10 protein-coding genes are annotated in these 13,274 nt (G+C 65.4%); 8 read left to right on the top strand and 2 right to left on the bottom strand.

Annotation, left to right across the window (positions count from 1 at the left end):
• Positions 1 to 93 precede the first annotated feature (93 nt).
• Together MLE27_RS17540 and polA are read right to left on the bottom strand one after the other, a co-directional pair.
• The gene (locus MLE27_RS17540; RefSeq protein ID WP_243313898.1) at positions 94 to 894 is read right to left on the bottom strand and encodes a tetratricopeptide repeat protein; all 801 of its coding nucleotides are present in this window, start codon (positions 892 to 894) and stop codon (positions 94 to 96) included.
• 11 nt (positions 895 to 905) lie between these two features.
• Positions 906 to 3,560, bottom strand: coding sequence for a DNA polymerase I (gene polA / locus MLE27_RS17535; RefSeq protein WP_243313896.1), 2,655 nt, complete (start codon positions 3,558 to 3,560; stop codon positions 906 to 908).
• Between the two features lie 262 nt (positions 3,561 to 3,822).
• On the opposite strand from polA, the gene MLE27_RS17530 reads away from it, so the two are divergent.
• From MLE27_RS17530 to MLE27_RS17495, 8 genes are all read left to right on the top strand, one after another.
• On the top strand, positions 3,823 to 4,257 hold the full coding sequence (locus tag MLE27_RS17530; protein WP_243313894.1) for a 3D domain-containing protein: 435 nt from the start codon (positions 3,823 to 3,825) through the stop codon (positions 4,255 to 4,257).
• A gap of 242 nt (positions 4,258 to 4,499) precedes the next feature.
• Positions 4,500 to 5,771, top strand: coding sequence for a TolC family protein (locus tag MLE27_RS17525; protein WP_243313892.1), 1,272 nt, complete (start codon positions 4,500 to 4,502; stop codon positions 5,769 to 5,771).
• 138 nt (positions 5,772 to 5,909) lie between these two features.
• A complete protein-coding gene (locus MLE27_RS17520; protein ID WP_243313890.1) occupies positions 5,910 to 6,536 on the top strand; it encodes an HD domain-containing protein in 627 nt (208 codons plus the stop codon).
• Between the two features lie 4 nt (positions 6,537 to 6,540).
• Entirely contained in the window at positions 6,541 to 7,026 is a 486-nt protein-coding gene (locus tag MLE27_RS17515) for a metallophosphoesterase family protein (RefSeq protein WP_243313889.1), read from the top strand.
• A 269-nt stretch (positions 7,027 to 7,295) separates the two neighbouring features.
• On the top strand, positions 7,296 to 8,606 hold the full coding sequence (sat, locus tag MLE27_RS17510) for a sulfate adenylyltransferase (protein WP_243313887.1): 1,311 nt from the start codon (positions 7,296 to 7,298) through the stop codon (positions 8,604 to 8,606).
• Positions 8,607 to 8,679: 73 nt separating this feature from the next.
• Positions 8,680 to 8,910 (top strand): hypothetical protein, encoded by a 231-nt coding sequence (locus MLE27_RS17505; protein ID WP_243313885.1) that lies wholly within the window; start codon positions 8,680 to 8,682, stop codon positions 8,908 to 8,910.
• A 120-nt stretch (positions 8,911 to 9,030) separates the two neighbouring features.
• On the top strand, positions 9,031 to 10,953 hold the full coding sequence (locus MLE27_RS17500; RefSeq protein ID WP_243313884.1) for an aconitate hydratase: 1,923 nt from the start codon (positions 9,031 to 9,033) through the stop codon (positions 10,951 to 10,953).
• Between the two features lie 110 nt (positions 10,954 to 11,063).
• A complete protein-coding gene (locus MLE27_RS17495; protein WP_243313882.1) occupies positions 11,064 to 13,001 on the top strand; it encodes a peptidylprolyl isomerase in 1,938 nt (645 codons plus the stop codon).
• Positions 13,002 to 13,274 lie beyond the last annotated feature (273 nt).

Raw genomic sequence — 13,274 nt, 5'->3', positions numbered from 1 at the left:
AGGATTCCAAAGGAACGAAGTTCCTTTGGCGGGAGAGTCCAGAGAGGGCAGCGCCCTCTCTGGCCGCCGGAGGCATCCCCTGCCTCCCGGCGGCTACATGGCCGCGGCCTTGGCCTTCGTGAGAATCTTCAAAGCCTCGGCGGAATCCGGCGTTACCGCCAGCACCTTCTTGGCGTACTCCCCGGCCTCGGCCAGCTTCCCGGCCTTGAGCAGCAACTGCGCCGTGCAGCAGAGCAGCAGGGGATTGTCCCCGGCCTTCTTGCGGGCTTCTGCCAGCACCTTGAGCCCGGCTTCGATATCCTTGAGCCGCCCGGCCGCCACAACCAACAGATCGTAGGCCCTGGGGTTGTCGGGGCTGGTCTCGATGGCCCCTCGAAGGTACTCAAGCGCCGCCTTGTACTGGCCTTTCTCCATCAGCCGCGTGCCCAGCATGGGGAAGAGGCCGTCCTCGTCCACCCGCAACGACACGGCCTCGCGGAAATTGCGCTGCGCCTCCAGCAGGTTGCCTTCATCCAGGAATTTCTGTCCCTTGAGGATGCACTGGTCGATCCTGAGCTTGCGCTGGCGCATCTGGTCGAGCGATTCGCTGTCCAGTTCGGCCTTCACCTTCTTGTATACCGCGGCAACGTACTGGAAGAGCTTGGGCTCCTGCCCCTTGAGATAGGGCAGCCCCTTGGGCAGCACCTTGGCCACGCTGGGGGTCTTGCTGATGTTGGAGAAGGCCTCCCGGAACTGGCCTTCGATCTCGGTGCGATCCTGCGAGCCGAGCTTGACCGCGCAGAAGGACTTCAGCGCGGAGGCGAGGCAGCCCAGCGCGCGGAGGTCTTCGTTCTTGAGGTAGGCCGCCTTGCAGCGCGCCAGCTCTTCCTTGATGTTGCGGGGGGTGATGTTCATCGTGCTCCTGCCTAGTGTGCTCCGCCCCAGTCGCGACCGACGCCCATGTCGACGGCGAGGGGAACGTCCAGGGTGACGACGCCGGTCATCAGTTCGGCCAGGCGTTCGCCCGCGGCCTGGCCGTTCTCCGAGGGCGCCTCGATGACCAGTTCGTCGTGCACCTGGAGGATAAGTTCCGCGCCGAGCCCGGCCAGCCGCTGGTCAGCGGCGGCCTTGAGCATGGCGATCTTGATGATGTCCGCCGCGCTGCCCTGCACCACGGTGTTCACCGCCTGGCGCTTGGCCTGCGCTTCGAGCTGGGTGTTGCGGGAGTGGATGTCCGGCAGCATGCGCCGCCGCCCGGCCATGGTGGTCACATAGCCCTGTTCCTTGGCCTGTTCCACCACAGTTTGATAATAGTGTTTGAGTGTGCCCATGTGCTCGAAGTATTTGGCTATGAAGTCCTTGGCTTCGGCCAGGCTCAAGCCCAGCTCGCGCCCGAGCTTCTGGGGGCCCATGCCGTAGAGCAGGCCGAAGTTGATGGTCTTGGCCTGGCGGCGCTGCTCCGGAGTGATGGCCGAGGGCGGCCTGTCGAAGAGCAGGGCGGCCGTGCGGGAGTGGATGTCCTGGCTTTCGCGGAAGGCCGCCAGCAGGGTGGGGTCGCCCGAGAAGTGGGCCAGCACGCGCAGCTCGATCTGCGAATAGTCGGCCGAGGCCAGGACATTGCCGGGGCCTGCGATGAACAGGGAGCGCATCCTGCGGCCCAGGTCGCCCCGCACGGGGATGTTCTGCAGGTTGGGAGCGCTTGAGGAGAGGCGGCCCGTGGCCGTGGTGAGCTGGTTGAAGGTGGTGTGGATGCGTCCGCCCGTGTCGGCCAGGGCGGGGAGGGGCTCCAGGTAGGTGGAGCGCAGCTTCTCCAGCTTGCGGTATTCGAGGACGGTATCCACCAGCGGGTGCTGCCCGGCCAGCCGGTCCAGCACTTCGGCGGAGGTGGAGGCCGCGCCCCCGGGCGTCTTACCGGGGGCCTTGAGCCCGAGCTGATTGTAGAGCACGTCCGCCAGTTGCTGGCTGGAGCGCACGTTGAAGCGCACCCCGGCCTGGCGGTGCATCTGCTCCACCAAGGCCTCGAGGCGGTTGTTCACCTCGCCGGCGAAGGTCGTGAAGGCCGGGATGTCGATGCCGATGCCCCGGCGCTCCATGTCGACCAGCACGGGGATCAGCGGCAGCTCCAGGGTGCGCATCAGCTCCATGAGCCCGGCCTGATCCAGCCGGGAGCGCATGCGCTTGGCCAGGGCCAGGGCGGCCAGCCCGGGCGCGCCGCCGGGGGCCTCCTCGGGGCTGAAGGAGGGGTCGGTCCAGAGCGAATCCAGAATGCGCTCCCAGGTGTAGACGCGCTCCTCGGGGCTGAGCAGGTAGGCGGCCAGCCCCAGGTCGAACCAGACGCCGACGGGCAGCGCGCGCCAGGCGTCGTGGGCTGCGAGCAGCTCCTTCACCGAGGGCGTGGCCACGGATTCCGCCTTGGCCAGCAAAGGGGCGAGCAGGGGGGCCAGTTCTCCTGGCTCGGCGTCCACGCGGTACTGCCGCGTATCCACGGCCAGGATGCAGGCCTCTTCCATATAGAGAAGGGCGGCCTGGCGTCCGGCCAGGGAAGGCAGGTCCCCGGGCTTGACGAGGGGGGGCAGTTCGGCCTGGGCGGGCTCGGGCGCGGGGCGCGCGGGCGAGCCGAACAGCGAAAGCTGGCCGCCGTCGGAAGGGGCGGGCGCGGCGGACGGGGGCGTGGAGGCCGCGGCAGGCTGGGAAGGTGCCAGGCCGTTGCCGATCTCGCGCACCAGGGAGCGCAATTCGTAGCTCTGGAGGAAATCCGCGATGTCTTTGCGCGGCGCGGGCGAGACGCGAAGGTCGTCCAGCGTGATGTCCACGGCGGCGTCGGTCTTGAGCCGGGTCAGTTCCCTGTAGATGAAGACGTCCTCGATATGCGGCGCGATCTTCTTGTGCCAGGCGGGCTTGAGCTGGTCGAGCCCGTCGCGCAGCTGCTCCAGGGTGGGGTAGAGCTCCATGACCTCGGCGGCTGTCTTGGGGCCAACGCCGGGCACACCGGGGATGTTGTCGGAGGAGTCTCCGGTGAGGGCCTGGAAGTCGGGCCAGTGGGCCGGGCCGGGGGGGAACTCGCGCTGGAAGTCCTCCAGGGAGGTGAGCTTCTCCTGCTTGACCGAGGGGTCCCAGAGCAGAACCTGGCGGTCAAGGCATTGGCGCAGGTCCTTGTCGGAGCCGACGATGACCACCGGACCACGGTGTTTGTAGCGCTGCACCAGGCTGGCGATGGTGTCGTCGGCCTCCACGTGCTCCTCGGAGATGACGGGGAAGCCGAGCAGGCGCATGCCCTCGGCGATGGGGGCCAGCTGGGCGGCCAGGGGCTCGGGCATTTTCTCGCGCTGGGCCTTGTAGGCCGGGAAGAGGCCGTGCCGGAAGCCTGGTCCGCGCCCGTCCACGATGAAGGCGGCGAAGGCGGGGCGCTCCTCGCGGATGAGCTTGAGGCCCAGGCGCAGCACGCTGAAAAGGGCGTTGGTGGGGAACCCGTCGGAGCGGGTCATCTCTGAGAAGGCGTAAAACCCTCTATAGATGTAGGACGATCCATCGATCAGGTAGAGCGGCTCCGAACCGGGGGGGAGGGTGTCCCTCAGGGGCATGGGATGTCCTTTTTTCCGGCCTTTTAGCCCTTCGACCCGTTCCAGGCAACCTCGGTTCATGAACAAATTTTAGGTTGCGGGGCAAATCCATGTCTGCTAGGCACGTGACCATCAAGACCCCGGGACATTCCGGGATCAAACCCAGAGAAGTGAAAACCGTATAGGCGCGTTGTTGGAGGGATCTATGCAAAAATGTATCAACATTGTACTGTTGGCGTGTATCGCCCTGGGGGCGTATCATTGGCGTCAAGAGACAATCCGCATGGAATCAGTGCTCTCTCAGCTTGAGAAAGAAAAAGCGGATATGCGTCTCGGCATGGACAAGGTGCGGGACGAGTCCAACCTGCTTCGTATGGTTGTTTTGGCCAATATGGCCAAGATAGCCGACCCAATCCCGAACAAGCTGCTGACCGTTACAGCGTATACAGCCGTGGAACTCACGCAGTCGGAAGATCAGCAGTTGCTGACGGCTTCACTGAGCAAGCCGAAGGAGGGTGCGGTGGCCGTATCCCGCGACTTGTTCAAGCAAGGCTGGGTGTTCGGCAAGAAAGTCTACATCAAAAACCATGGTGTTTTTGTCATCACCGATCTGATGGGCAGCAGCAAGAACAAGAGCGTGGACATTTTCATGAACGACCATGACCGGGCGTTGCAGTTCGGCAAGCGTCAGATTGAAGTTGTTCTGCTTGATGTTTAGCCCGGCGACCATTTGAGGCGTCGCATGCGGAGGCCCTTCCAGGCATAATTTGCCCTTTTCAACTGGGTCGAACTTAGGTACACCTCCCGGGAGTATTGGCAACCGTTCCCTGATGGAGGGCCTCCGTTATGATTCTTCGCGCTCTCGCGCTTGCGATGTTGGCGACTACCCTGGCCAGCGGCGCCCTGGCTCAGACGCCTGGCTCCGGGCCGGCGGCTGTCGCTCCCCCGGCGGATTCCCGGATGGACCTGGAGAAATCGGTCAACCGGGCCGTGCAGGCCAACCCCCAGATGCAGTCCGCCAAGCAGCAGATCTACGGCGCCGTCGAGGGCGTCCGGGCCGCTACCGCCGCCTTCGCCCCCACCGGCACGGTGAACTACGTCTCCACGGCCAGCTCCAGCCGCACCCCCGTCACCGTGACCCAGTCCGTCAACGGGCAGAGCACCGCCATCGGCACCACGGCGCGCTGGGGCGACAAGTACCTGGCCACGCTTGACCTCAACATCAACCAGCCCCTGTTCACCGGCTTCAGGCTGCTCTCCAGCTACCAGCGGGCCAAGCTCTCCAAGGATCAGGCCGACGCCCTGTTCCTGCGCACCGAGCTCCTGCTGACGCGCTCCGTGCAGACCGCCTTCCTGAACCTGCTCAAGGCCCGGGCGGACGTGAAGTCCAACCAGGATTCGGTGGCCCGCCTGCAGTCCCAGCTGAAGGTCACCCGCGCCTTCTACGACGTGGGCCTGCGCCCCCGCCTGGACGTGCTTCAGGCCGAGGCCGACCTGGCCAGCGCCGACCAGGCCCTGCTGGCCGCACAGAACTCCGTGGAGACCCAGCTTGCGCAGCTCAACGCCCTGCTGAACATCCCCCTGGACCAGCCGGTGGACTACCTGGGCGAGCTGACCCAGATCAAGTTCGGCTACACCTTGCAGCAGGCTCTGGACGAGGCCTACAAGCAGCGCCCCGACATCTCCATCGCCCTGAAATCGGTCGAGATCGCCAACAAGGACGCCACCATCACCCTGAGCGGCGCGCTGCCCCAGCTCTCCGCCAGCTACGACTACATCAAGCAGGGCGACACCTGGGACCTGCGCGACCGCAACGTCTCCTTCACGGACAGCCACCAGTTCCAGATCAACTTCACCTGGAAAGCCTGGGACTTCGGCAACACCATCTTCAGCTACCGTCAGGCCACCGACAACGTGAAGAGGCTCCAGGCCGACCTGGCCAAACTGCGCCTGGACGTGGGCGCGGAAGTGAAGACCCAGTATTTGAACATCCAGGACGCGGCCAAGCGCATCAACGTGGCCAAGGTCGGCCTCAACGCCGCCAACGAGGGCTACCGCATGGCCGTGGCCCGCTACCAGGCCCAGGTGGGCACCAACACCGACGTGCTGGACGCCCAGTCCCGCGTGTCGCGCGCCGAGTTCCAGCTCACCCAGGCCCTGACCGACTACCAGATCGCCATCGCCAACCTGAACTACTCCATCGGCCGCAAGAGCCCTGGCCTCGCCATGTAGCGTGGGCCCAGCGCGAAGCAGCCGAGGCCGTATACGCCTCAACCCGCGAGGGGACGCGAGAGCGTTCCCTCGCTGTGCTTGGGGCGCGGAGCGGGGCCGTCCGTCAGCGGGGCCCGGCCCCTACCCACGGGAGCCTAGATGAAAAAGCAACCCCCCCCCGAAGTGGACATGTCCGACCGCGAGCGCATGACGCGCCTGGCGGACTTTCTGTTCGAAGTCAGCATGCTCAGGCGCACCCCGCGCACAGGGTACCAGTTCCTGGGCTCCGGGTCCGAAAATGTGGCCGAGCACTCCTTCGGCGCGGCCGTCATCGGCTACGCCCTGGCGCGCATGGCCGGGGCCGACCCGGGCAGGACCGTGCTGCTCTGCCTCTTCCACGACGTGCACGAGGCCCGCACCGGCGACTTCAACTATGTGAACAAGCTCTACAACACCCACGACGCGCGCCGCGCTCTGGCCGACGGCCTCAAGGGCACGGGGCTCTCCCGTCCGGTGCTCGAACTGCACGACGAACTGGAGGAGGCCCGGAGCCTGGAAGCCTCCCTGGCCCAGGACGCGGACCAGCTCGACCTGATGGTCAACCTCAAGGAAGCCAAGGATCTGGGCAACCCCTACGCCATCAAATGGCTGGAGTGCGCCGCGCAGCGGCTGCGCACCCCCCAGGGCAGGGAACTGGCCGAGGCCATCATGACCACCGACCACACCGACTGGTGGTTCCTGGGGCCCGAGGCCTGCTGGTGGGAACGCAAAAACGGCAAGGAGTAGCCCCGTGCGGCTGGCAGTCATATCCGACACGCACCTGAGTGCGCCGACTCCCTGGTTCATGGACTTCTTCGAGAGCCATCTGCGTGAGGCGGACGCCCTGATCCACTGCGGCGACATCGTCGGCTTGGACATGTACTCTTATATGGAGCGCAACCACCCCAACTTCCACGCCGTGGCGGGCAACTGCTGCGAGTGGCGGCTTTCGCAAGAACTGCCCGCCATGCTGCGCCTGAACCTGGGCGGGTTCAACGTGGGCGTGACCCACGGCTGGGGCGACAGGCCCACGCTGCCCGCGCGCCTGCCCGAGGCCTTCGGCCCCGGGTTCGACCTGATACTTTTCGGACACACCCACCGCCAGACCAACATCCGCTTCGGCGACACTCTGGTGGTCAACCCGGGCAGCCTCTCGCAGCAGAGCCCCTGCATGGCCTACGTCACCCTGAACGAGGAGCCCGTGGTGGAGATGCGCTGCGAAAAAACCCCCCGTTGAAGCAGAAACTTGCGCCCAAGGGGCTCTTCGAAGCGCAAAAGTCGCTTGTACCCGGGGCCGGATGTGTGCGACACAGGGCCGGTGAAACACGCTGGCGAGGGTGGATCGATTCCGGTTGACAAATCGCCATTTTTTTCACAATACGAACTGCACGTGAATTTTTTATCATAGCGTTTCGAACCCTCCCGGGAGCGAGCGCGAGACGGCCGCGTCGCGGCCTGGGCGGCATCGTAGAAAACCACACTATCCGTAAAGGAGAGGAAACGAACATGTCCAGACTGGTTCCCCCGCATGGTGGCAAAGGCCTCACCATCTGTCTGCTGGAAGGCGCTGAGCGCGAAGAGGCCTTGAAGAAGGCTGCCACGCTGAAGAAAGTCGTTATCTCCCCCCGCGAGAAGGGCGACCTGATCATGATGGGCATCGGCGGTTTCTCGCCGATCACCTACTTCATGGACAAGGCCGACTGGAAGTCCGTGTGCGAGAAGATGACCCTGAAGGACGGCACCTTCTGGCCCGTTCCCGTCACCTGCTCCGTTTCCGCCGAAGACGCCGCTGGCATCAAGGCCGGCCAGGAAATCGCCCTGGAAGCCGCCGACGGCACCATCATGGCGATCATGACCGTCACCGAGCAGTACACCCTCACCGAAGAAGAGAAGAAGTGGGAGTGCTACCAGGTGTTCAAGGGCGCCGGCCCCGACTCCGCCGACGACTGCTTCTGGGAGACCGCTCTGAAGGATCACCCCGGCGTGCAGATGGTCATGGGCCAGAAGCCCGTGAACCTGGCCGGCCCCGTGAAGGTGCTCTCCGAGGGCAACTACCCCACCAAGTACAAGGGCGTGTACAAGCGTCCCGCCGACCTGCGCGCCGAGATGGACGCCAAGGGCTGGGGCAAGGTCGCCGCTCTGCAGCTGCGCAACCCCATGCACCGCTCCCACGAGTTCCTGGCCAAGATCGCCGTTGAAGTGTGCGACGGCGTGGTCATCCACTCCCTGATCGGCAACCTGAAGCCCGGCGACATCCCGGCCGAAGTGCGCGTGCGCGCCATCGACACCCTGGTCGAGCACTACTTCGTGAAGGACCACGTGATCCAGGCCGGCTACCCCCTGGACATGCGTTACGCCGGTCCCCGCGAAGGCCTGCTGCACGCCACCTTCCGCCAGAACTTCGGCATCAACAACATGATCATCGGCCGTGACCACGCCGGCGTCGGCGACTTCTACGGCATGTTCGAGGCTCAGGAGATCTTCAAGCGCATCCCCTACGCGACCCCCGAGGCCGCTTGCGCCGTCGAGCCCGGCAAGGCCCTGCTCTGCCAGAACATGAACATCGACTGGACCTTCTACTGCTTCAAGTGCGACGGCATGGCCTCCCTGCGCACCTGCCCGCACACCAAGGAAGACCGCGTCATCCTGTCCGGCACCAAGCTGCGCAAGATGCTGTCCGAAGGCGAAGCCATCCCCGATCACTTCGGCCGCGACGAGTGCCTGGTGATCCTGCGCGAGTACTATGAAGGCCTGACCGAGAAGGTCGAGGTCAAGATGCAGCGCGCCGCCTCCGGCGACCACGCCAAGCAGAAATAGTCGATTTCGGCTCACGCCGAATCCGGGGAGGCGCCAATCGGCGCCTCCCTTTTTTCATTCCAGGGGGGCAATCATGGAAGACGACGTCAGGGAGCAGATAGCGGAAGCCGAGAGGGAGATCGCCTCCTTCCAGGTTCAGATGGAGACGGTGGCAGCCGAGATCAAGCGGCTCATGGCCGACGAGGATCCGGCCGCCGGGGTGTCCCACGCGGGCGAGATCCACGCCGCCAGGCAGGAAAGGCTGCGCCTGGAATTCGAGATCAAGTTCCGCAAGGGCCGCATCAACCGCCTGCGTTTCGGTTAGGGCGTGTCCGCCGCAAAGGCGGGAGGGTGCGTGGCCGGGTGGGGTCCGGAGTGGCCGGCCTTGACATTTCGGGAAAACAGAAGGCACATGTGCCAACTTTCACGTTAGCGAGGACAACCCATGGGCAAGAACATCACCCAGAAGATCATCGCCGCGCACCTGCTGAGCGGTAAAATGAAGCCCGGCAACGAGATCGGGCTGCGCATCGACCAGACCCTCACCCAGGACGCCACCGGCACCATGGCCTGGCTTCAGTTCGAGGCCATCGGAGTGCCCCGGGTGAAGACCGAGCTTTCCGTCAGCTACGTGGACCACAACACCATGCAGCAGGGTTTCCGCAACCCCGACGACCACCAGTTCCTGCGCACCGTGGCCGCCAAGTACGGCGCCGTGTACTCCCCCCCGGGCACCGGCATCTGCCACCAGCTGCACCTGGAGAACTTCGCCAAGCCCGGCGCCACCCTCATCGGCTCGGACTCCCACACCCCCACCGCGGGCGGCGTGGGCAGCCTCTCCATGGGCGCGGGCGGCCTCTCCGTGGCGTTGGCCATGGCGGGCGAGCCCTACTACATCACCATGCCCAAGGTGGTTAAGGTGCAGCTCGAGGGCGAGCTCACCGGATGGGCCACCGCCAAGGACATCATCCTGCACCTGCTGGGCATGCTCACGGTGAAGGGCGGCGTGGGCAAGGTGTTCGAGTACGCCGGGCCCGGCGTGGCCACGCTCTCCGTGCCGGAGCGCGCCACCATCACCAACATGGGCGCGGAGCTGGGGGCCACCGGCTCGCTGTTCCCCTCCGACGCGGTGACCAAGAAGTTCCTGGCCGCCATGGGCCGCCCCGAGGACTACGTGGCCCTCAAGGCCGACCCCTCGGCCGCCTATGACGAGGTCATCGTCATCGACCTCTCCAAGCTGGAGCCCATGGCCGCCCAGCCGCACATGCCGGACCGCGCCGCCACCATCAAGAGCCTGGCCGGGATGAAGGTGGACCAGTCCGCCATCGGCTCCTGCACCAACTCCTCCTACTCCGACCTCAAGACCGTGGCCCAGATGCTGGCCGGCAAGCGCATCGACCCCTCCACCGACCTGCTCATCGCCCCCGGTTCCAAGCAGGTGGTGAAGATGCTGGCCGCCGAGAACCTGATCGAGCCCCTGCTGGACGCGGGCGCGCGCATGCTCGAATGCGCCTGTGGCCCCTGCATCGGCATCGGCGGCTCGCCCACCTCCGGCGGCGTGAGCGCGCGCACCTTCAACCGCAACTTCGAGGGCCGCAGCGGCACCCAGGACGCCAAGGTCTACCTGGTCAGCCCGCAGACCGCAGCCATGGCCGCCCTCACCGGCCACTTCACCGATCCGGCCACCTGGGGCACGCCCCCGGCCAAGGTGAGCATGCCCAAGAAGGTGCCCTCCATCCGCCAGCTGTTCATCTTCCCGCCCGAGGTCGGGTCCAAGATCGAGGTGCGCCGCGGCCCCAACATCGTGGCCCTGCAGCGCTTCGAGAAGGCCCCCGAGGCCGTGTCCGGCAAGGTTGCCCTCAAGGTGGGCGACGACATCACCACCGACCACATCCTGCCCGGCGGCTCCCAGGTGATGAGTCTGCGCTCCAACATCCCGGCCATCTCCGAGCACGTGTTCATCAACGTGGACAAGGATTTCGTGCCCCGCATCAAGCAGATGGGCGGCGGCGTGATCGTGGGCGGCGAGAACTACGGACAGGGCTCCTCCCGCGAGCACGCGGCCCTGGCCCCCAGGCACCTGGGCGTCAAGGCCGTCATCGTCAAGAGCCTGGCGCGCATCCACCGCGCCAACCTGGTGAACTTCGGCATCCTGCCGCTGCTGTTCGTGGACAAGGACGATTACGACAAGCTGGCCCAGGGCTCGGAGATCGCCATCCCCGTGGCCAAGATGAAGCCCGGCAAGCCCGTGGAGGCCGTGGTGGATCAAAAAGCCAAGATCAAGCTCACAAATGATTTGACCGCGAAGGAGCTCGACATTATTTTGGCTGGCGGTCTGCTGAACGCCGTGGGTGGCAGCGGACACTAGCTCCCGAGCCGGTTGTCGCCGACAACGGCCGGAGGTTGTGTCCTCCGGCCGTTTTTTATTGCCCCCGGCCCTTTCCCGGGCAGGCCAAGTTATCCAAGGAGCCCCGTTACATGTTGGACGTCCTTCGACAGCATTCACAGTCCTGGTTCATCAAGGCGGTGTTCGGCGTCATTATCGCCGTGTTCGTGTTCTTCGGCATCTACTCCTTCCGCGACCAGCGCCCCGGCGGGGCGGTGGTGGCCTACGTGGGCGACAAGCCCATCCTCGTGAAGGATTTCATGGCCGAATACGAGGGCATGCTGCGCCAGGCCCAGGCCCAGAACCCCAACCTCTCCAAGGAGGACCTGGAGCGCTTCGGCTTCAAGAACCAGGTGCTCATGCAGATGGTCAACCGCGTGCTGCTGTTCGACCAGGCCGAGAAACTCGGGGTGAGCGTCTCCCAGGCTGAACTGCAGGCCGAGATCGCCCGCGTGCCCGCCTTCCAGAACGACAAGGGCCAGTTCGACCTGGAGCTCTACCGCGAGAAGCTCAAGTCCGTGGGCCTCTCCCCCGACACCTTCGAGACCGACCAGAAGCGCGACCTGCTGTACGAAAAGATGGTGTACTACTCCATCCTGCCCGTGCAGGTCACGCCGGAGGAGGTCCGCTCCATCTACAACTTCGCCCAGGAAAAGGCCGTGGTCGACTACGTGCCCTTCCTCGGGGCCGATTTCGCCTCCAAGGTCGAGGTGAGCCCGGAGCGCATCAAGCAGGTCTACGACTCCTCCAAGGAGAAGTACAAACGCTCCGCCGAGGTGAAGATCGACTACATCGAGCTCACCCCCGCCAACCTGGCCGACCCCAAGAACGTCACCGACCAGGAGGCCAAGGCCTACTACACGGAGAACACCGACAAGTTCAAACACGGCGAGATGATCAAGGCGGGCCACCTGCTGGTGATGCTGCCCCAGAACGCCAAGGACGAAGACATCAAGGCCGCCGAGAAGCGCCTGAACGACCTGGCCGCGCGCCTGCGCAAGGGCGAGCCCCTGGACAAGGTCATGGCCACCCCGGGCCAGCCCTCCATCGCCGGCGGCGACCTGGGCTGGTTCGGCAAGGGCACCATGGTTCCCGAGTTCGAGAACGCCGTGTTCGCCTTGAAGAAGGGCGAAGTCTCCAACCCGGTGCGCACCCAGTACGGCCTGCACGTGATCCAGGTGCAGGATCGCAAGCCCGAGGGAGTCACCAGCTTCGAGGACGCCAAGGAAGACATCAAGAAGGAGATGGCCGAGGACAAGGCCGCCGAGACCATCGGCAAGACCGTCGACCAGTTGCTTGAGGAGCTGATCGGCGGCGCCGACATGGCCAAGCTGGCCCAGTCCAAGGGCCTGTCCGTCAAGAGCTCCGACTTCTTCAACCGCCAGCGCCCGCCCGCGGACCTGGGCCTCACCCCCGAGTCCCTCACGGTGCTGTTCTCCCAGGCCGCCGGCAAGGTCGTGCCCCAGCCGCTTTCCGCCGGCGAGGGCTACCTGCTGGCCAAGGTCGTGGAGATGAAGCCCGAGGCCATCCCCGCCCTGGAGGAGATCTCCGAGACGATCAAGGCCGACATCGTGGCCGAGGAGGCCATGAAGCTGGCCGAGGCCAAGGCCAAGGAAGTCGCCGCCATGCTGGCCACCCCGGACGGGCAGGCCAAGGTGGAGCTGGAGTACGCCGGGCGCGTCAAGGCCGCCCAGCCCTTCACCCGCCAGGGCGTCGGCCCCGATCTCGGCCAGGCTCCCGCGCTTGCCGAGGCCGCCTTCGCCGCCAAGGGCCCGGGCTGGCTGCCCGAAGCCTACGGCGTGGGCAAGGGTTTCGTGGTCGCCAAGCTCAAGGAGCGCGCCTTCCCCTCCGAGGCGGATTGGCAGCGCGACAAGCCCAGGATCATGTCCCAGGCGCTGCCCTTCCAGCAGGAGCAGGCCTTCCGCAGCTACGTGCAGTACCTGTATGAGAAGACCCCGCTGCGGCTGGTGAACAAGGACGTCCTCGGCGCTGGCGCCGCCTCCCTGCCCGGAGCAGAAGAGAAGAAGTAACGCCCGTTCTGACGGAACCAAAGGGAGCGGCCTCGGCCGCTCCCTTTTTTTGTCAGACTCTTGGGGAGGCGCCGCCTCCCCAAACCCCTCCGGCAGGGGAGTGACTCCCCTGCACCCCCCAATAGTTTGACGCTGTCGATCGTGAGGTGCGGCGGAGCATCGCCCCAAAAGAACAAGACCCCTGCGGAGCGGCTGACGCCGCTCCGCAGGGGTCTTGTTCTTTTAAAGGGTGTCCCCAGAAACCAGCGGCCCATCACAAACGCGAAGCTATCG

It is taken from the genome of Fundidesulfovibrio agrisoli (genome assembly GCF_022808715.1).
GTDB classification, from domain to species: Bacteria; Desulfobacterota; Desulfovibrionia; order Desulfovibrionales; family Desulfovibrionaceae; genus Fundidesulfovibrio; species Fundidesulfovibrio agrisoli.
This window is presented reverse-complemented; position numbering and strand designations above follow the sequence as displayed.